The sequence below is a fragment of the Pseudoalteromonas luteoviolacea NCIMB 1942 genome (assembly GCF_001625595.1).
GTDB lineage: Bacteria > Pseudomonadota > Gammaproteobacteria > Enterobacterales > Alteromonadaceae > Pseudoalteromonas > Pseudoalteromonas luteoviolacea_A.
Window position 1 is genome coordinate 78,870 of sequence record NZ_AUXT01000001.1, and the last position, 20,505, is coordinate 99,374.

Below are 20,505 nucleotides of genomic sequence, written 5' to 3' on the forward strand. Positions count from 1 at the left end.
GCAAACTACATTTAAAACATGTGGTTATAATTAGTATTGACTGCGTTGTGCCAATCATTAAGGTGTTAATTGATGCGCTTCAGACTTGAAAATAAGGAGGTTGATCTTACTCAGGGTAAGGTATGTTCGTTGGATTCTCAATCAGGTCAAACCTATGACATCAGGGCGAAAACGCTCCAAGTTATGGAGATGCTGGTGCACAACCGCGATAGAATTGTCACGAAACAAGAGCTATTGGACCGTGTTTGGGGTGATTTAGTTGTACAAGAACAAGTGTTAGTGCAATCAATTAAAGAAGTTCGTGATTTATTGGGTGCGGGTACCATAAAAACTTTTCCTAAGTTGGGGTATCGTTGGGTAGCCACTATAGAAGTCATCGTTACTTCTTCGACACTAGGGATATCACTTAAAACTAATCAACTCATAATTGGCACTATCCTATGTGTAATACTGGTCTGTAGTGTGTATCTTGGAGTAATTAACAGTACTTCATCACAATTACCCAAGGTCGCATTTTTACCCGTGGAAAATGCCATGCCAGATGAGATACATGATTGGGTGCCTATTAAAGGGATGGATCAGCTATCTCGAGCGCTTCGCCAGCAAAGTGAATTAAAGGTCAGTGCCGTTGATGATGTGCTGTTGGCCGTTGAGCTAGCCAACAAGGAAAGTGTAACCAATGCTTCTTTTGGGCCACAATACTTTTTTCAATTGCAACAAAGATTGGGAGCACAGTTAATCGTACAAACACGTTTGACGGGTTACCCTCAAGATTTACAGCTTCATTATACCCTACATTCCCAATTTGGCCCTCAGCAAGGAGTCGTTTTGGCATCAAGTGTGGACAACGCATTTAATGAACTGATTGGCATATTAACGCATAAGTTTGGTCAAGCCGTGCAGCCATCAACGGAGTATTATCACAGCGCATTTAGCAATCAGGCTTTTGCTAAAGGGGTGAACGCCTACCTTCAAAGAGATTATAATGCTGCGATTAATTTATTTCGTAGTGCACTGATTGAGCAGCCAGATATGCTTGCGGCAAGGCGCTACTTAGCTGGCTGCCTTGCGAACGTCTATGAGCTAGAGCAAGCTCTGAGCATACTTCGTGGCAGTCTTAAAATTGCAGATACTTCATTAAGTCAAAAAGAGCATTTACGCGCGAATCTGATGATAGGTTACTTGTTAATTAATTGGCCTCAAGGCCGCGATAGACAAAAAGAGTTGGATATGGCTGAACAGTATATCGCACGAGCAAAAAGCTTGGCGCAGTCCAGTCAAGATAAGCTGTTTATTGCTTATTCCTATGAAGAACTTGGAAAAATTAAACGCCTGCAAGGTCACTATAGTGAGGCAACTAGGTTGCTACTTGCTGCGCTAGAATACCATCAGAGCTTCCATGGTCGCTATGGGCAAACTACAGCGCTAATAGAATTGGCCCGCATTGCTATCGCGCAAGAGGAGCTGGGAGAAGCTAAGCTATACTTTGCACAGGCAAAGCAAATAGCAGATGACAGCAAGGCACATCCAAATCAGATCTGGGTGTTGTTAGCACAGGCCGATATGTACAGAGGTTTGAATGAACAAACTCTGGCTTTGGAGCATGCACAACAAGCACTTGAGGTAGCATACCGAGCTGACAGTCCGTTGCTTATCGCAAGGGTGGAGGCATGGTTCGCACAAGTGCCAATTCATACTGTTAATTAAAGGCTACAATAATCCTCTTGCTTGGGTTGCCAGTCAGGAACCGTATCTTTTTGTGCAATATTGTTTTTACGAAGCTGTTCGACTGATAACGTAACGTCGCGCGGCGATATTACCTCATCTTTGATAAAGTATACCCAGTCGACGTCATGATGGTATTGGCGCATCAGATTCGATTGCACGAGTTTGTTTGGGTCGAACCATTGATTGAAGTTAATTGACATAGGCACTTCTGGGTACACATCTGCTCCGTGTGTAGCAAAGAGCCGGCCATTCACATAGTATTTTAGAGTACTGTTTGCGACCTGGAGTACTAGTGTATTCCAGCCTTGCAATGACTCTATATGATAGTCATAGGCATTGACCTTGGTCCAAGGTGTCAATTGAAAGGTTTCCCAAGATGTGGCAAATAAAGCTAAGCGTTCAGTCCCCCAGCCGCCATTTGGTAAATATTCAAAATCCATCTCACTGTAGTTTTTATCCATTGGAGCTTGCAATGGGCTGATGGCATAAAAAGTTTGAATAACCGCATCGCCGTCTGGACCGTATTGCGGGGCGTCATTAAAGTAAACCCTCGCAGCATAAGTCCCTTCTCGATACTTTCGTTTGTGACATATTTGCGTATGTCGAGTGTTTTCAGCAGTACCATCTGTTTTTGCCGTAATACGCATAACCGTATTACCAGTGTCCATGGGATCTGGGTGAAAGCTGATCCCTTCTTTCCACCACGTGGCATTTTTAATTCCTGGGTGGCCTGTTTCATGACGAAATTGCCAGCCGTTTTGTTGCGCATCTGAAAATTGTCGATAACTAAAATCGTCAAACATCACAGTTTGAGATTTAGCATTCGCAAAAGGGGCCGTTGCACAAAAACCAATCATGCCTGCGGTCATGAGTCCAAGTTGTGTTTTTATAAGTAGTTTGTTGATTAGCATGGGTGTTTACTCCTGTATCTTGCCGTGTGGTTAGCTTGAACAAGGAGTGTGAAGTTGGCTAATTAAACTTGCTTAAATGAGATAATCGGAAGTATTAAAAAAAATTAAACTTATGATATATATATTTAAATTAAAAAAATGAGCCGTTACTCTTCCATAAGCTGGCTCATTGGGCTAGTAATTTGGTATGTTAATTTAGAGATTGTACATCGACTTCCTGACCATCGGTGAGTCTCTCTGCACCGCGTACAGCAATTCTGTCACCTACCTTTAGGACATTTGCTTCAGTTGGAGTGATGGCAACTAGACTGCCTTCACCTTTACCAACCTCAACTGGCACTTGCATAACTTTATTATCTGGACCCACTTTAACAATGTGCACGCCTTGTTTACGAATGATCAAGGCATCTCTATTGATGAGCATTTGGGCTTGTTTTGATTGCAATGGAACAGTAACGTCCACGAGTTGGCCAACCGCGAAAGTGCGCGGATTATATTTTCCCAATTCGGCACGAACCTCTACTGTTTGAGAGCGAGGGTCGGTCGCTGGGATCACGGAAGTAACGGTGGCTTGTGCTCTTAACGGCGTGTCTAAATTACCAGTTTGAATAGGGAGCGTTATCCCTTGCTTTAAATAATGTAAATATTTAACCGGCACGTATAAACGTGCTTCTAAATTGTCTATATCCACAAAGTTTAACAACTCATCCGCCCGACTGACCTCTCTGCCAGCGCGCTTATGGCGCTCACTGACAATACCTGAAAATGGCGCACGAATTGTGGCTCGGTCTAACTGATCTGCGATCACTCTTAGCTCGATTTTTGCCAACTCAATATCTGAAAGTGCGAGGTCATGCTGGTTTTGTACACTGTCTACTTGAGTTGCGGCTGCACTGTTAGATTTAGCCAATCGTTTTAATCGGTGTAACTCCTGCTTGTGTAACTTCAAGTTCACTTGAGCACGATTTAGCATTTCTTTTTGTCGGGCTTGGTCTAGCTCTAATGGTAAGGTGTCCATTTTGACTAATACATCGCCTTTGTTGGCACGTTGTCCGGGCTCGGCAACATATAAGACCCGGCCCGAGATGCCCGCAGTGAGGATTACATCTTTTTTACCAAAGAGCGTACCATTGACTGCCAACGAACTGGTCAAAGGGGCTTGAGTGACAGGCTCTACTGTGACAGGGAGCGCTGCGTGGCTGCTAATGCTAAACATTACCGTGCTACATGCCAATGCGAGAGAAAAAAGTTTGACGGTAAAAAATGAATTATGCATTGGGACTTCCTTATTGATTCGACACTAAATTAAGCTTAGGTTGTGGTTCAGACTGTTTATTTGAGTTGGGGTTTTTAGCCTTGCCTAATTGCAACAGACTTGGCATAAGAATAAGCGTAAACAGCGCACTGATCGCCATGCCTCCGACGATGACCGTCGCCAAACCACGATAAATTTCAGATCCCACCCCCGGTACTAGGGTTAACGGCAACATACCAAATAAACTTGTTAACGTACTGAGATAAACAGGCCTTGCACGCATTAATACTGCTTGGCGCACGGCTTCTTGTCTTGCTAAGCCTTTGGTTTCGGCTACTCGAGTTTGATCAACAAGCAAGATGGCATTATTTACAACCAACCCTAACAGAATGATAAAACCAATCATGGTCAGTAAGTCTAAAGACTGGAAGGTAAATAAATTCAGTATGTACAGTGCAATTACGCCACCTGCTGCGGCCATGGGCATTACCATAAGCACCAATAAACTATCTTTGGCTGATTTAAACAAGGCACTCATTAGGAGGAATAAAATGAACAATGCCAATACAAAGTTAAGCGCCATTTCTTGAATGGCTGAGTTAAGTTTTTGAGCATTACCCGCCAAAATGACACCGGCATTACTAGGCAATGTTTCCTTTACTTTAGGTAGCACTTGTGAAACTAAAATTTGTTGTGCTTGCTCTAAGGTCATATTTGCTGGTGGTGTAACAACCACACTCACGGTGCGGCGTCCATTGACGCGGCGTAATTGGCTCGGTCCAACTGTACGCTCAACTCGAGCAAGCTCACCAACCGTTTGAACGCCCGAGTCTGGTGTCACGATAGGAAGCGCTTTTAACTCCTCTGGTGAGTCCCATGATGTCGCACGCAATATCACATTCATGCGATCGTTGCCGTTAAAATACTCGTTAATAAATAGGCCGCCGGTAAATGCTTGCATTGCTTGTGAGACATCCTGTCGTGTGAGACCTGCTTGAGTAATACGGCGATCATTAGGGTGAAGCCTGAGTTCTGGCTCTGCCATATCCAATCGCGGCTGCGGTTGAGCAGTCGCTTCTGGCATAGCTTCTTTCACAGCAGCAAGCGCGGTTTGAGCTCCGACAATTAGGTCATCCATGTTGGGGCCAGTTAGATCGATATTAATATTGCGACCATCGCCACCGTTGGACACTTGGATCATGGAACCCCGGAATAAAAATACTTGGGTATCAGGCAAATCTACGAGTATCTCTTCTTTTGCAACTTTCATTAATTCTTCCACTCTTTGTGGATCGGCTGAATAGATAAAGCCGCCTGCATTTGAGCCAAATACGAACTGGTTAAAGCTTTTGATGCCCGGCTGCTTCTCACCATTGTAGTAGGGCATTAAACGTGCTTTGACGCGTTTGAGCAGCTCTTCTTCCATATAGGTAATATTTGCACCAGGCGGTGTCACGAGAGAGAAAAAGAAGCCATCGGTGGGGGCTTGTGGCATAAAGTCTGTTTTGGGCAGCATAGTTACCGTGATGAATAAAGAGCCGCCGATGAGCCCAGTTATCCATGACACTTGCTTTGTTCGTGTGTTGGTCAATGCCATGATTATGCCTGTGAGCTTGTGCCAGTACTGCTTATATGGATCCTGCTTCGTTTTACTATCGGGCAAGTAGCGATTTGCAATTGGAATGATGGTGAGTGCACTGACCAAGGAAGCAATGACGGCAATTGACAAGGTTAAGGCTAAATCTGAAAACAGCTGGCCTTCAATACCAGCCATAAACATGATGGGCAAGAAGATAGCAACACTGGTAGCTGTTGAAGCGAAGAGGGCACCAGCAACTTGCGCTGCACCTTTTAGAGCCGCTTTTGCATTGTCCATCCCCTCGGTTTTTAGCCGAGCAATATTTTCTTGTACGATGATCGCGGCATCTAGCACCAACCCGACTGCAAAAGCAAGTCCAGCTAAGGAAATGACATTAATACTGCGGTCAAAAATATTCAGTGCTAAGAAGGCCACCATTAGTGAGACTGGTATCGTTGCAGCAATAACTAGTGTGGTTCTGAGGCCTCTAAAAAACAGCCAAAGGATGATACAAGACAATAGCACCCCTAAGCCTAAGTTACTCTTTACTAATAACAGCGCATTTCTGATATGAACCGACGCGTCAAAACTCAGTTCGATAGACAGTCCAGCCTCTTTAAGTGGGCCTGCATTTAGTTCTTTGATAGCAATGTTGATGTTATCTAGCAGTGCAACGGTGTTTGCGTCATTAATTCTTGCGACACGAATGTAATATGCTGGCTGTCCGTTACGGCCACTCATCGCAAGCCGATCACTAAATGTTTCCTCAACAGTTGCGATATCACCTAAGTAAATCGGCCTTTCATTGGAATAGCCAATGCGCATTTGAAGCATGTCTTGCAGGTCGTACTGGCCAGTAAAGCGGACCGTATATTGCCGACGACCAACATTTGCGAGCCCTGCGGACGTGTCTCGAGAAGCTTGTAAGGTGCGACGGATCTGGTTGAGGCTGATCCCCAACGCTGCTGCTTTGTGTGGATCGAACGTAATACGCAGTTCTCTTGACCGTTCACTGGCTAGATCAACGCGCGAAATACCTGGAATTTGTGCCAAACGAGGTTCGACAATCTCTTCAATATGTTTTTGGTATTGGGCCATATCAAAACTGAGACCTTCATCACCGGCATCAAGCGGTAACACGAGCAAAGTAGCTGCTTGACCAGCAGAGCCGCCAAAGCTTCCGCCAGCGGATACCACGGGGTCGATGGCATCTAAAGGGAGGGGGGGAGCTTGATTCAAATTAGTCAATACATCCAGCATGGCTTGTTGCATATCTGTGCCAATGGCAAAGGTCAGTGTAATAAATCCATTACCGCGATTAATCGTGGTGTCAACTTGGAGTGCGCCAGGGGTGTTCTTAACTGCATTCTCAAGGGGCTCAAGGATCACTGATTCAACCTCTTCAGGAGCCGCTTGTCTCCAACCTGAAAAAATAGTGATTTGCGGTTGTTCTATATCGGGTGTGAGTTGTATCGGGAGTTTAAAAATACTGAGTAATCCAAACACCATAACCAGCACCAGTAGGACAATAACACTGGCTGGGTTTTTTAGTGAACTGCGCGTTAAATTCATGACAACTTCCAAGTTTAACAGTACTAGTTGCAGTGTAACGATTAGGCGGAAAACTGCTAGCACCAAAAATGAACAGATAGCTCAGAATCGCGATAAATGGACACTTTTCTAGGTTCATTTGCATCACAGTAATAACTTGTAACGATTTTGCAGATTTTGAAATATTACCGTATCATTTGCCGGCGAAAAATTAATCGCGAAAGAGAGAGGTTTTGGCCTTTTCTAACCCTGTATCTATATTAGGAAATTAATATTGGACGATGCTTTAGCCAAAATGGTCACTAATTCGTCAGCCTAGAGTTTTAGCTGGATGATAAATAAGTTCATATTGCTGACATCAATCGGACATTAAATTGACGCGAACTTGATATAGGTTAAAAATGCTAGGATCTCTTAAATTTTAACTGTATATGGTCTATTTGCTGGATTAAAATCCGAGCAGAAAAATGGAAATATCATCCTGAAACTATGAATAATTCGTTTCATTACATACCTGCTATTGAGGTAATAAGTAATATGTTATGGATGAGCTTGTTTATGGACAAACGACATAGCACCTGAAATTTGAAGTTTAATAGAAAGGAGTATCGAAATGTTTGTCGCCTTAAAATGGGATCATCAAATAGGTGCCCATTTTGTATCTTGGATTGTAGTTGAGTGCTCGGCCATAAGAGATAAATTTGGCTTGCCACAGGCGCTGCCGCCACGTAGAGATGTTGCATATTTTGTCAATCCCCAAACTGCAGAACGAGATGCAAAGGCATTTGCGGATCACAAAAATGGTGTAGCGAGCGTATCTTGTGAGCAAGATTATTCCCCTTACTTATCTGATCATCACGGCTTTGTGCATTATCAATGGGATCATACGTACCTTGAAGAACTGGTAAAGCACGCTGTTTTGTATTGGGAAGATGGCCAGCATATTGAAGCGCAGCCAGTTCGCAATGACGTTGCTTATTTTGTTTGCCCTGAAGAGTCAGAGTCCGATAGTCGATTTTTTGCTCAGTACAAGCTTTTGATTGACGGTCAATATATGCTGCATAGCGCATAACGACTAATGAGGGTCTCAATGAGACCCTCATTAAGGTTATTGCGAAGCGGTGACGTCTGCGTTAGAGAAGGTCGGAAAGTTAGCTGGTTTAAATCTATTTAGATTGTACAAAAAGCGGCTATCTTTAACCGGCAATGTCGCTGAGCCATAATCATATTGATTGAGCTTGGCTCTAAGCGTTTGATTGCTTACTCCATTACCCTGCATCGCGTACCAACTAATAATGTTTGGTGTGACAAAGCGGTTGTAATTGTTTTCTGCGACTTCATTAGATTTGGCAAACCTAAAAGCGTGAGTGAGTATACCGTCTTTGTGGTAGACGATCTTTAAGTGGCCATTCTCAAAAGGAAGCTTACTGGCTGGTTTGGTGTAAAGATCACCATGTGCGCTGTAACTGCCATGTGTCACAATACCATCTTTTGTCCACACAGCCGCGTATTCCCAGTCGTGTCTATGGCCTGCGCCAAAATAAGGGAAAACTTGATCTTTTTTAAAATACATGGCGTAAAAATGCGCACAGTACAAGCCTGTTTCTACATTTTTACACGCGTAGCGATGGACCGTATTTGAAGTGTTTAAAAATTGGTTGTCACGGCAACTACCGCCCAATGAGCCTGAGGTTTTAAGGCCTGAGTTTTGAACGCCTGTGCGACTTATCCCTGCACTCGGTAAACACCCATCGGTATCAAAATCAAATACCGGCTCAGTACCGTTTATCACATAACTTGGAGGTAGTGCTTTATCAAGTGCCGCAAAATCGTTCGCGGCTGCTGACGTACTTAAAAAAGTAAGGGGCAAGGCTAGGCAGTGAAGCGCCTTTGTATTTCTCATAATTGTCCTTGTTGTCATAAAGGTATACACATCTCAGTCATGTTTTCACAATGTGTATTGTATTGGTGCACGCTGAAAAGGCGTACGATAGAGAAATACTATGACATATTTGTATTTAAAATGTTAAATTTAGGTTTTTTGATCTAGCTGTATTTTACTTGAAAAATCTTGTTTTACGATTTCTAATGCTTGTAACACATCTTCAGGGGCAACTTCATTTTGTTCAAGTAACATAATCAAGTCTACCGCTAGCTTAACATGTTGCGGTGCATCATCTAGAGGGGAGGTCTTTTTATTCATTACTAAATTGTTTCTTTTTGGCTACTTGCTTGATGGCGACCTCAATGGCGACATCGACGCATTCTTCCATTTGTTGGCGTTCAGATTGTGGCAAATAAAATTCCATATCCACATCATAGCGAATATATCGAGCCGGAAGTTGGTTTAGGACTGTACAGCAAAAATCAGCCATTACATTTTCGTCGTACATTTCATGTAACTTTCGCTCTACAATTTTTTCGAGCATAACTTTCTCATAGTAGTTATGCAAATCATCATGTAGTTTCATGGCGTTATCTCTAACAGTGGGTCTTTTAAGTTTACAACATAAAGTCTAGGTGTGCGACTTACAATAAAAGCAAAATCTCGACAGTACGGTAAAGAGAGCAAGTTTGTGGGTTAAGCTATTTTAAAAAATTTGAGCGCAATAATGCTTGAAATAGCTGCTCGTGGACATTAACTAAGCAGTGCAAATTTCTTTGATATCCGCCCCCAAGTGCGCACATCAAAGGAATACGTTGCTGATGACAATAGCTGAGAATAAGCTCCTCTCTACGAATGACTCCTTCTAGAGAAATTGCGAAATTCCCCAGCTCATCTAACGCGAATATATCAGCGCCTGCGTTGTAAAGGATGATGTCTGGATTGTGCAAGCGGGTACACAGTGATAGCGCTTGCTCTAAAGTATCTATGTACTGTTCGTCTTGGGTATCTCTGGGTAAAGCGAAATCATAATCAGACAGCTCTTTTAATCTAGGAAAATTTTGTTCACAATGAATTGAACAGGTAATAATATCCGAGCGTTCTCTTAAGATGGCTGCGGTACCATCACCTTGATGCACATCACAATCGAGGATCAACACGGTTTCTGCTTTTCCAGTCTCAATCAAGTCGCAAGCTGCTATGGCTAAATCGTTAAAGATACAAAAACCGGTTGCTTTATCCGCATATGCATGGTGGTAACCGCCAGACAAATTTGCGGCAAAGCCTTGTTCAAGTGCTAGGTGGGCGGCGTGGATACTTGCGCCAACTGAGATCAAGGTACGCTCAACGAGGTTTTCGGACCAAGGAAAACCCATACGCTTAATGTCCGATGTCGGCATTTTACCTTGGCAAAATGATGCTACGTAATCAGGGTGGTGACATAAACTAAGCTGCGCAAATGTGGCTTTTTTGCGGCTGACGAAAATATGTTCAGCTAACCCTATATCATCGAGCTGCTTTTTGAGCTCGGCGTATTTCAAGATAGGAAAGCGATGTCGTTCTGGGAGCTCAAGATCACTATAGATAGGGTTGTAATACAACATACTACCGGTTGCTTTGTTTTTCCAAAAGCTGGATCTTTTCCTCTGTTGCTGAAATAGCCTTACGGCAGCGACCTAATCGAGTGTGCAGAGCGAGTATTTCGGTATTTAATTGCGCATTTTTTTCTGCATTCGCGCCATCTAATTGGCCTTTACGAATATCGATCATTTCTTGCAAACGTCTTTCGAACTCATGATTTTGCGAAAGTTCTTGATACAACTCGTGGGAGGATTGCATGATGCGCTGTACGGCTTTACGATAAACCTTGGCTTTTTTAGGTATATTAAGCTTGTTCTCTTTTGCCCAAACAGGGGTTGATTTAAGCACTTTTATTACAGCTTGCATCTGCTCCCCAACTTGCTCAACAGCAAATAGGTAAGCATGGCGGTTTTGTTCAGGCGGTAAATTTTTTAATGCCGTTTGTATTTCTTCCACATAATCAGCTAACAGTAAACTTTTGGTATGGAACAGGTGACTGTCGAACAAGCTAGGTTGATTTTGAATATAGCGATTTTTGTCAAACCATTTAGCATTATCAAACTGTGTCGCTTGCGTTGCTAACTGTTCGAGCTTACTTTTGAGCTTGAGAAAAGCTTGATTCATACAACATATGCCTCAAAAATGAGTTTGCCTGCTAAAAGAATTACCACAGTGTTAAATATGGGTTTAATTAGCTTATTACCAAACTTTATCGCTGAATGTGCGCCGATCCAAGCCCCCAACATTAAAAAGGCACCCATCGTGATACCTAGCAAAAAGTTCACATGACCAAGTGCAACAAAAGTAATGAGTGAAATGAAGTTTGAGATAAAGTTCATGGAACGCGCTAAACCGCAATTGAGCAGCAAACTCATTTTGTAGAGCAAGCTATTGGAGGCCGTCCAAAAAGTCCCGGTACCAGGGCCTGCTAATCCATCAAAAAAGCCTAATGAGAGACCTTGTAACCACTGTTTTACCTTGAGCATTCTGGTCTTCTCAGGCAGGGTGTGCTGTTCCGTTTTACTTAAGCTACCAAATAAGCTATACAGCGCCACCATAATAATGATAACGGGCAGTAACTTGTTTAGAAATTCGATACTCAGCTTGTCTACGAGCAAAGTACCCAAGAGCGCACCGATGGCTGTTGCTAAAGTCGATGCGGCCCAAAACCGAGGGTTAAATAGTTGCTTTTTATAATAGGTAAAGCTCGCGGTTAATGAGCCAAAGCTTGCCGCTAGTTTATTGGTGCCTAAAGTTAGATGGGGAGGCAGTCCAGCAGTTAGTAAGGCTGGTACGGTCAACATTCCACCGCCACCTGCGACAGCATCAATAAAGCCAGCCGCCAAAGCGACTGCACATAAAAGTGCCCAAGTAAGAGGATCAAAAGCGAGTTCAAGCATTTATCAGTCTATTTGCCTTGCAAAGGGTGGCAGCGTTTCAAGCATGGCTTTACCGTAACGTTTTGTTATCAGACGCCTATCAAGTATCGTGATGCGACCAGAGTCAGTTTCTTTACGCAGCAGTCTACCACAGCTTTGCACTAATTTCTTTGCTGCATCCGGCACCGTGATAGATAAAAATGGATTTCCGCCTTTTGATTGAATAAATTCAGCTTGTGCCTCCTCGACAGGAGAGGTAGGAACGGCAAAGGGGATTTTGGTGACCACCAAGTTTTCTAGATATTTTCCCGGTAGGTCAAGTCCTTCCGAAAGACTTTGAGTTCCAAATAAAATGCTACCTGCCCCTAAATCTATCGCGGCTTTGTGACGATTGAGTAAGGCTTCTCGGGACATTTCTCCTTGAACCAAAATACTGAGCTTTTTCTTCCTTAGCGCCGTGACAACGTGGCTCATTTGCCAATAAGATGCAAATAGCACTAAGTTTGCTTTATTTTTATCAAGATAAGTTGGCAAGGCGTCAGCAAGAAAATCACTAAAGGTTTTGTCAGTTGGCTCTACTTTTGTTTTTGGAATATGTAAGATTGCCTGTTTGTCGTAATCAAACGGGGAGTCCGCTTTGATAAATTTTACACCTGGCTCACTGGCTAAACCACTTTCCTTAGAAAAGTGGTCGAAGCTACCGAGGGCTGTCAGTGTGGCAGAACACAGCACTGCGCCTGCGCATTCTCGCCAAAGTTTATCTTTGAGATAAAACCCAACCTCAATGGGGCAGTCACAAAGCAAGTGATCATGGTGGTGCTTGTATTCCATTCGCTTTATCCAACGTGCATGGGGGGTGCTTTCACCCTTAGCCGCATAGCTAAACCACAATTTATTCAGTTGCTCTAAGCGATTAATGTATTGACCGCTTTCAACAAGAAATGGGTCTGCTAAAAAGGCCTGTACATCTCCATCTGATACGTCAGTTGTTAATGCATCATGCATTTTATTCAGTGCTCTCAATGCGTCTAAAGTCGCATCTGCAATATCTTTGGCTTGTGTTGTCAGTGACTCAGGCACTTCTCCGTGAATGAATCGATAGGTGTCATCGTCGTTATATTTAAAGTCAGATTGGTCTAAACTATCACGCACGGATTTTAATAGCTTGCTGACGTCATTGGCCGCATCATTGAGTTTAAAGTTTTGTCCAATGGCTTTTTGAGAGACAATGGCGCTAGCCATTCTGCCGCTGAACTTAAGCAGTTTCTCAAGCCACTCAATTGTACCTTTTATTGTTGCGGCAGCAGAAGAAAAATCGCGCGTAATGTGTGGCAAGTGATGCGCTTCATCTACGACATAAAACGTTTCTTCTGGCTCAGGCAAGATAGTTCCGCCGCCTAACTCTAAATCTGCGAGCAACAAAGCATGGTTAATGACTAAGACGTCCATTTGTTGAATCTTTTGCCGTGCTAAATGAAATGGACATAAGTGGTGAGATTTCATTTGCCTTTGGCATGCGTGTTTGTCGCAGGCAATTAAGTTCCACACTTTGTCAGGGATAGTGTCTTCCCAGCTATCTCTATCTCCTGCCCACTGCTTGTTTTGGTAGGCATGAGCAAGCTCTCTTAAGCATTTCTGCTCCATATCCGTTAGTGGAGAAGTGGTGGTTGGCACCAAAGAGATTTGTGTTTCATCTTCATTGACAGCAGCCATCAGCTTTTGTACACAGATGTATCTTTGTCTGCCTTTTACTAAATCAAATTTGAAGTCGATCCCGCTATGTTCTTTAAAGAAAGGTAGCTCTTTTTCTATAAGCTGCTCTTGCAATGCTACCGTGGCAGTGGAGATAACGAGTTTTTTCTTTTTTGCGAGGGCCAAAGGAAGCGCGCCAAGGCAGTATGCTAATGATTTACCTGTACCTGTGCCAGCTTCAATAACACAAATACGCTGAGATTTGTGATATTCACCAGCAAGGGTTTTGGCGATTTCTGCAACCAGGTAGTTTTGACTGCTACGAGGGCGATAGTCTTCCAATTGATTGGCGATGTTCTGATGGGCATGACGTACGGTTTTTTTCAATGAGTCTGACAACATGTGGATCGCCTAAGCAAAAAAGTATGGATATAATTACAGGAGTGTATTTTAGGCGGGGTTCACATTTGGCACAAGCAGTATATCAGGGCTTTATTTTATCAAGGCAGCAAGTGTCCCATCGAGGACGGTTGCGTTTATGTTATTGGTTGAAAACAGATCGGGGGGTTATCAAGGCGTTTGTTGACAATGAGCGGTGTGTCTTTTTTATTAAAACGGCAGATGTTGAAAAGGCAAAGCAAATATTAGAGCTCCTTGAAGGTGAATATGACATGTCATCGTTGCCGCTTAGACACTTTGACCAATCGCCCATGACTGGGGTGTACTTTTCTCACCTGAGCGGTTTCTACCGTGCAAAAGAAGCTTTGGACAAAGTACTCTCTATATATGAAGAGGATATTCGCCATGCAGATCGCTATTTGATGGAGCGCTATATAAAAGGTGGTGTTTGGGTAATCGGTGAGCCAAGTCAAAAGTTAGGATACATCGAACTGCGCAATGCAAAACTTAAAGCTAATGATACATTTATGCCTCACTTTAAGATGTTGTCTTTTGACATAGAATGCAGTGGAGAGGGTATTTTATTCTCGGTGGGTATAGTCACACAAGATGAACGTTTAGTTATTATGATTGGTGAGGCGCAATCTAGTGATATGAATATCATTTGGGTTGAAGACGAAATTGCCTTATTAAATACTTTGTGCAAAGAGATAAACCGACTTAACCCAGATGTGCTGATTGGTTGGAATGTCATAGAGTTCGATTGCGTCGTACTTCACGAGCGAGCGCAGGCACTCGGTGTAGCCTTTAATATTGGTAGAGATGGTGAATCCATGTTGGTTTCGAGTGGTCACTTTACCCGTGTACTCATCCCCGGTCGCGTGGTCATTGATGGCATTGACACGATGAAAAATGCAACCTACCACTTCGAAACGTTTAAATTGAGTTTTATTGCTCATGAGGTACTTGGTCGCGCTAAGCTGATTGGCCAAGACGACCGATTGGAAGAAATAGTACGCCAATTCCACGAAGATAAAGTAGCACTGGCCAATTATAACTTGCAAGACTGCGTGCTAGTTTGGGATATATTTTGCAAGCTGTCCTTATTGGAGTTCGCAATCGCGCGAACCAAACTAACTGGGCTTGAGTTAGAGAGAATGGGTGGGTCTGTAGCCGCATTTACCAATCTTTATTTACCTTTGTTGCATCGCAGTGGCTACATTGCGCCAAACTTGGGTGAGCACGGATTAAACTTTGATAGTCCAGGTGGGTATGTAATGGACTCAAAACCTGGGCTCTATAAGAATGTACTCGTTCTCGATTTTAAAAGCCTTTACCCTTCTATAATCCGCTCATTTTGTATTGACCCTATGGGGTTGATCGAGGGAACACAAGCACCTGACAAAGCCATCCCTGGGTTTAATAAAGGGGAATTCTCTAGGGAGTTACATCATCTTCCCAAGCTGGTAGCAAAACTAGCCGATGAGAGGCAGCAAGCGAAGCAACAGGGTGAGCAGATGTTGCAACAAGCCATTAAGATCATTATGAATAGCCTATATGGAGTATTGGGTTCCAAAGGATGCAGATTTTATGATCCGAGGTTATCAAGCTCAATTACGATGCGCGGCCATGAAATCATGCAGACGACTCGACGCTGGATAGAAGAGATGGGCTATGAGGTTATTTATGGGGATACGGATTCTACCTTTGTACAAGTTGGAGAGCATTTTTCACAGTTCGAGTGTAAGCAATTGGGTATGAAGCTGATGCAAGATATTAATCAGCGCTGGTCCAAGCTTATCTTTGAGGAATATCAACTTGAGAGTTTTTTAGAAATTGAATTTGAAACGCACTATAGCCCATTTTTTATGCCGACGATTCGCGGGCAAGAAACTGGCTCTAAGAAACGTTATGTTGGTCAAATAGAAAAAGCGGGTTCACAAGAGCTCGTGTTTAAAGGAATGGAAACGGTACGTAGCGATTGGACTCAAATAGCCAAAGAGTATCAACAAGCGGTGATACGTGCTTTGTTTGATGGAAAAAATGTTGTGGAAGTAACGGAAGATTTTATCAATCAAATAATCTCGGGCCTGGTAGATGAAAAGCTAATATATAAAAAGCGGCTGGGGAAACCTTTGGAGTCATACGTTAAGAATATTCCTCCTCATGTCAGAGCTGCTAAAGAGGCAACGCAACAAGGCATTGTTTCAGGTTTGGGGAAGGGAAGCCAAGTTGCTTACTATATTAGTAGTACTGGTCCTAAGTTGTTTTTTAATAACATGACATATCTCGATTACACACATTATATAGAGAAGCAAATACTTCCTATATATAAAATGCTGCCCGAAATAGATGAAAATGCCATCAATTTGGCTGGACAGCGCTCACTGGATTTGTAAACCTCTGAAAGAGATTGTTTATCGCTTTGTAATATTCACGAATTAACTGCTCAGCACTTAGCCATTGTTCAAAATGCCGTTTATCATCATGTAAATCTTCCTCCCAGCTTTGCAAAGGAAATGTATTAATTTAGTGTGAGTGAATAAATTTTAGGCACTTAGACAAAAAGGAAAAATATTTTTTTTAACCTTTCTAGCTGTTGATTTCTTCAGTTTTAGTTTTTTATGTCTAAATAATGAACTTTGCGCCTGTGAAATTAATTAATTTATTTCATTATTTTGAAGTAAGTGTTTATTTACTTATAAAACACATTAAATAATGGGGTTTGTGTGTTCATCTTGTGTTAGTAAGTGTTAACTATGTCAGGTTTGACGCTTAACATGCCTCCCGATTAGTATCATCCGCGAATTTTCAAATCAGGCCATTAGAGCCAGATATAAAGACTTATAAAACTCAAGCTTACCAACTGTAGTAAGCCCAGGGAGAATCACATGTTGAACACTAAAGTTACTAAAGCTGTGCGTATTGCATTGGCATTTGGTGCAGTCTCTTCTGCTGCTGTCGCGAATGTAGCGATGGCTGAAGAAGGCGCTGAAAAAGTAGAACGTATCGAAATTACCGGTTCACGCATCAAGCGTGTTGATATGGAAGGCGCAAGCCCTGTAGAGGTTATCTCTACAGCTGAATTTGAAAGCCAAGGTCGCGTATCTGTAGCAGAGGCGCTACAGAGTGTTACTTCTAATAGCTTCGGTTCGGTTGCACCAACTTCAGGTAGTAGTGGGCAGTCACAAAGCACTGTGAGCCTGCTAGGCGCCGGTGCTGGCCGTACGCTTGTACTAGTTGACGGTAAACGTTTGGGTGGTTCTCCATCACTTAATACAGGTGGTGCAAACCTTAGCTCTATCCCAATGGCGGCAGTAGAGCGTATCGAGATTTTAAAAGATGGTGCATCTGCAATTTATGGTTCTGATGCAATTGCTGGTGTTATCAATGTAATCCTGAAAAAAGATTTTGAAGGTGCAGCATTCGATATCCAAGTTGGTCGTCCAGAAGCTGATGGTGGCGAGACGAAACAAATGTCTATGTCATTTGGTGTGAGCTCGGACAAAGGTAATATTACGTTTGTTTATGACCACCAGGAGCGTCGTGCAATCTTCGACCGTGATCGTTCATACACATCTGCGACGATGGAAGACTCAAACAATGACGGTGTAATCTCAATTTACAACGAAACAACGGGCATTAGTTATTTTGGTGCAACGGTTCAAGGTAAAGATGGTAACTATTTAGCTTCACCTAAGTGTGATGAGCTATCTAAAAATGTACCTGGGTTTGTTGGCAAGCTAGATCAAGGTAGTGCTTTAGGCGGTATTGGTAAAGGTGAAGTATGTGGTTATGCATTTGCTGATGTATCGGCAAACATGGCTTCTACAAAACGTGATTCAATCATGACGAGCCTTACGTACGAATTAACCGATGACATCGAATTGTATGCACGCGGTATGTTTAGCCGTAACGATTCTTTTGGCCGTTACGCACCTCCAGCAGCCGAGTGGGAAAACATGGCTGCTGACAACGAGCACAACCCAACTAATGACGTAGTAAATGGTCAATTCCGTTGGTACCAACTGGGTAATCGTGACGGTGAAGTGACAGATTATCAACAAGACCTACTAATTGGTCTTAAGGGTATGGCTGGTGACACGGCTGAGTGGGAAGTGTCTTACCATAAAGCAAGATTAGATTACCGCACTGCTGGTCGTTATTACCTAAGTTATGCAGGTCTTGCATACAATGAGCTAAACGAAATTGATATGGGTTCAGAGGAAGGTATCAACAACATGCGTGCAACAACGTATGCTGAGAACCAAAGTGAACTGGATCACTTCTTTGCAGGCCTAGGTTTTGAGTTTGGTGAATTGCCAGGCGGTATGATCAGCCACTATGTGGGTGGTGAGTATTTTGAAGAGATCTTATCTTCAAAGTATGATGCACAAAATGACGCAGGCTTGATCGGCGGTAATGCTGGTGGTTCTGGCCACGGTGAGCGTGATGTGTCTGCGTTGTTTTACGAAGTAGCACTCCCAGTCCTAGATAACCTAATTGTAAGCGCAGCATATCGTTACGATGACTACAGTGACTTTGGTAGCGTTGGTAATCCAAGTATTAAGGTCGAATACCGTCCAATGGATGACTTACTGGTACGTGGTTCATACTCTGAAGGTTTCCGTGCACCGACGCTTAAAGAGCTATACGGTGCTGACTCTGAAGGTAGCCCAACGACAACGGACTATGTTGCATGTCGTAATCAGCTTGGTGCAAATGCAACGCAATCGGAAGTGGCTCAAGCGTATGCTAAATGTCCAACGAGTTCATTCAAAGAAGTTAGACAGAGTAACCCAGATCTAGGCCCAGAAGAGTCTACATATATCAACTTAGGTGTTGTTTACTCTGGCTTTGAAGACGTTTCTATCAAAGTTGATTACTTTGAGCTAGAAGTAGACAATGTAATTTCACTTATTACTATCCAAGATTTAGTTCACTTGGAAAATGGTAACCGTCTAAATGAAATTTACGCTAAGTTCCCTGATGTGAGCTTAAGCCGTGGTGCAAATGGTTCTATTGCTGGTAAATCTTATACACAGTCTGCGAATGGGTCATTTATGTCGCGCAAAGGCTTTGATGTTGATTTGTCTTACAAGCTAGACACACACTTTGGTGAGTTTAAGTTCAAGAGTGTGACGACTCTTCTGACAGAAGTTGGTGAAGATGTTTACTTCTCTGGCCCTACGAGTGACCAGAAAGGTGGTCCACAACAACCAGAGTGGCGTTCACAATTCACGGTAAATTATTCTTTAGATAACTTCTCATTGAACTGGACGACTGACGTTATTTCAAATACTTATGAAAATGATGTTGTACAGGTTGATGCAAATGATAACCCTTACATCGTGTACACGGGTAACTTACCAACATATGTAACTCACAATCTGAACATGAAGTTCTACACTGAGTCTTACGGTACATTCACTTTGGGTGCACGTAATTTATTTGACAAAGATGTATTGTTTGATGAGAACGGTAAGTGGGTAGATGACGCTATGTATAACACAGGTCATATCGGAAGAGAGATCTTCGCAGGTTACAGCATTAGTTTCTAATTAAGAAGTTTAACTAAAAAAGCCCCGTATTTATACGGCAATGCTGTTCACTTTAGAGGAGCAGCTTTGCGATTAACAGGGTAACGACTTTTATTCATCTTAACGACCCTAGGTCTACTTGACCTAGGGCGTTTTTATTTAAAGAGTACTGTTAAGTCCCATCTAAGTGCAGCTAAACGCTTGGGTGTATTGCCAGAAGAAATCATTCGCCATCACTTTAAGCTGACTTCCAATAAATTGACATGCATATTTGAAGCTTATCTCGTTCGGTGCCTTTTTGTGTGATATTGCTGCTAAGCTCGCCTCCCTCCTGACTAAGTTGTACCCCAACATCAATCCGCACAACTCTTTTTTATGCCATTTGCTAACTCCCACCTTCGCTCTAATAATTTTATCTTACACATTAATTCTGCTCATACGCTAAGTGTATTAATTCATCATAAACCAGATGCAACTGTTGCATAAATTTAACTTAACGATTAAATGTGCTTTTGTTTCTAAAGTGGGTAAAAGATCAATTAAAAGTTTACGCTGTATTTATTATGTAAACTTAATCGTGCTATACGTGTATATGTTTACTTTATTTTATCTAAATCACTCTATTAACAAAACCACAACCTTCTTGCCTTTCTGGGTTAAGTGTTTAAGTTATTGTTTTTAAAGTGCTTTTCTTTCTTGCGTGCTCATTGTTAATAAAGTGTGTTGTTTTTTTGCGTATTGTTGTGTTTTTTGATCTGGTTTTTAGGCTGGGTTGTTTTGTAATTATTCTGGATATTCTGAGAATTTGAGCTAATCTGAAATATCTCAATTAAAAACAGGGGGTTAATGTTTTATATATGTACCCAATGTAATCATTGTTGTTAGTTTATGTTTATTTTTGCAATGATATATGAAATAAAATTGTTGACGCTTCGGGTTTGGATTGTTTAGTATTCCTGCACCACGTTGTTGCAAGCGCAACAATAAAGATTTGGTTTACACCAA

The 20,505-nt window shown here is 42.5% G+C and carries 14 protein-coding genes and 1 pseudogene; 4 read left to right on the top strand and 11 right to left on the bottom strand.

Annotation, left to right across the window (positions count from 1 at the left end; all coding sequences use genetic code 11):
• Positions 1-72: 72 nt before the first annotated feature.
• Positions 73-1,707, top strand: a complete 1,635-nt coding sequence (locus N482_RS00335) for a winged helix-turn-helix domain-containing protein (RefSeq protein ID WP_063375203.1) — start codon at positions 73-75, stop codon at positions 1,705-1,707.
• Here N482_RS00335 and N482_RS00340 read toward each other — a convergent pair.
• From N482_RS00340 to N482_RS00350, 3 genes are all read right to left on the bottom strand, one after another.
• Positions 1,704-2,639 (bottom strand): glycoside hydrolase family 16 protein, encoded by a 936-nt coding sequence (locus N482_RS00340; RefSeq protein WP_196763614.1) that lies wholly within the window; start codon positions 2,637-2,639, stop codon positions 1,704-1,706. The genes N482_RS00335 and N482_RS00340 overlap by 4 nt on opposite strands.
• 190 nt (positions 2,640-2,829) lie before the next feature.
• Positions 2,830-3,915, bottom strand: coding sequence for an efflux RND transporter periplasmic adaptor subunit (locus N482_RS00345; RefSeq protein ID WP_063375204.1), 1,086 nt, complete (start codon positions 3,913-3,915; stop codon positions 2,830-2,832).
• A 10-nt stretch (positions 3,916-3,925) separates the two neighbouring features.
• On the bottom strand, positions 3,926-7,045 hold the full coding sequence (locus N482_RS00350; protein WP_063375205.1) for an efflux RND transporter permease subunit: 3,120 nt from the start codon (positions 7,043-7,045) through the stop codon (positions 3,926-3,928).
• 592 nt (positions 7,046-7,637) lie between these two features.
• On the opposite strand from N482_RS00350, the gene N482_RS00355 reads away from it, so the two are divergent.
• The gene (locus tag N482_RS00355) at positions 7,638-8,096 is read left to right on the top strand and encodes a hypothetical protein (RefSeq protein WP_063375206.1); all 459 of its coding nucleotides are present in this window, start codon (positions 7,638-7,640) and stop codon (positions 8,094-8,096) included.
• A gap of 36 nt (positions 8,097-8,132) precedes the next feature.
• Here N482_RS00355 and N482_RS00360 read toward each other — a convergent pair whose 3' ends face one another.
• From N482_RS00360 to dinG, 7 genes are all read right to left on the bottom strand, one after another.
• Complete coding sequence (locus N482_RS00360) at positions 8,133-8,927, bottom strand: NPP1 family protein (protein ID WP_063375207.1); 795 nt, start codon at positions 8,925-8,927, stop codon at positions 8,133-8,135.
• 129 nt (positions 8,928-9,056) lie between these two features.
• Positions 9,057-9,227: a pleiotropic regulatory protein RsmS gene (gene rsmS, locus N482_RS23940; RefSeq protein ID WP_081227595.1), complete on the bottom strand. Its 171-nt coding sequence runs from the start codon at positions 9,225-9,227 to the stop codon at positions 9,057-9,059.
• Positions 9,220-9,495, bottom strand: coding sequence for a late competence development ComFB family protein (locus tag N482_RS00365; RefSeq protein WP_063375208.1), 276 nt, complete (start codon positions 9,493-9,495; stop codon positions 9,220-9,222). The genes rsmS and N482_RS00365 overlap by 8 nt, the downstream gene beginning before the upstream one ends.
• Positions 9,496-9,610: 115 nt before the next feature.
• Entirely contained in the window at positions 9,611-10,513 is a 903-nt protein-coding gene (locus N482_RS00370; RefSeq protein ID WP_063375209.1) for a histone deacetylase, read from the bottom strand.
• Position 10,514: 1 nt separating this feature from the next.
• On the bottom strand, positions 10,515-11,114 hold the full coding sequence (locus N482_RS00375) for a primosomal replication protein (protein ID WP_063375210.1): 600 nt from the start codon (positions 11,112-11,114) through the stop codon (positions 10,515-10,517).
• The gene (locus N482_RS00380; RefSeq protein ID WP_063375211.1) at positions 11,111-11,890 is read right to left on the bottom strand and encodes a sulfite exporter TauE/SafE family protein; all 780 of its coding nucleotides are present in this window, start codon (positions 11,888-11,890) and stop codon (positions 11,111-11,113) included. The genes N482_RS00375 and N482_RS00380 overlap by 4 nt, the downstream gene beginning before the upstream one ends.
• A 3-nt stretch (positions 11,891-11,893) precedes the next feature.
• On the bottom strand, positions 11,894-13,963 hold the full coding sequence (dinG, locus tag N482_RS00385) for an ATP-dependent DNA helicase DinG (protein ID WP_063375212.1): 2,070 nt from the start codon (positions 13,961-13,963) through the stop codon (positions 11,894-11,896).
• A gap of 23 nt (positions 13,964-13,986) precedes the next feature.
• Between dinG and N482_RS00390 the strand changes: the two genes are divergently transcribed.
• Positions 13,987-16,359, top strand: a complete 2,373-nt coding sequence (locus N482_RS00390; RefSeq protein ID WP_231100753.1) for a DNA polymerase II — start codon at positions 13,987-13,989, stop codon at positions 16,357-16,359.
• Between the two features lie 492 nt (positions 16,360-16,851).
• Entirely contained in the window at positions 16,852-19,521 is a 2,670-nt protein-coding gene (locus N482_RS00395) for a TonB-dependent receptor plug domain-containing protein (RefSeq protein ID WP_063375213.1), read from the top strand.
• A 47-nt stretch (positions 19,522-19,568) separates the two neighbouring features.
• On the opposite strand, the pseudogene N482_RS24635 reads toward N482_RS00395, so the two are convergent.
• Positions 19,569-19,872 (bottom strand): annotated as a pseudogene (locus tag N482_RS24635) (IS4 family transposase); the annotation flags it as partial.
• Between the last annotated feature and the right edge of the window lie 633 nt (positions 19,873-20,505).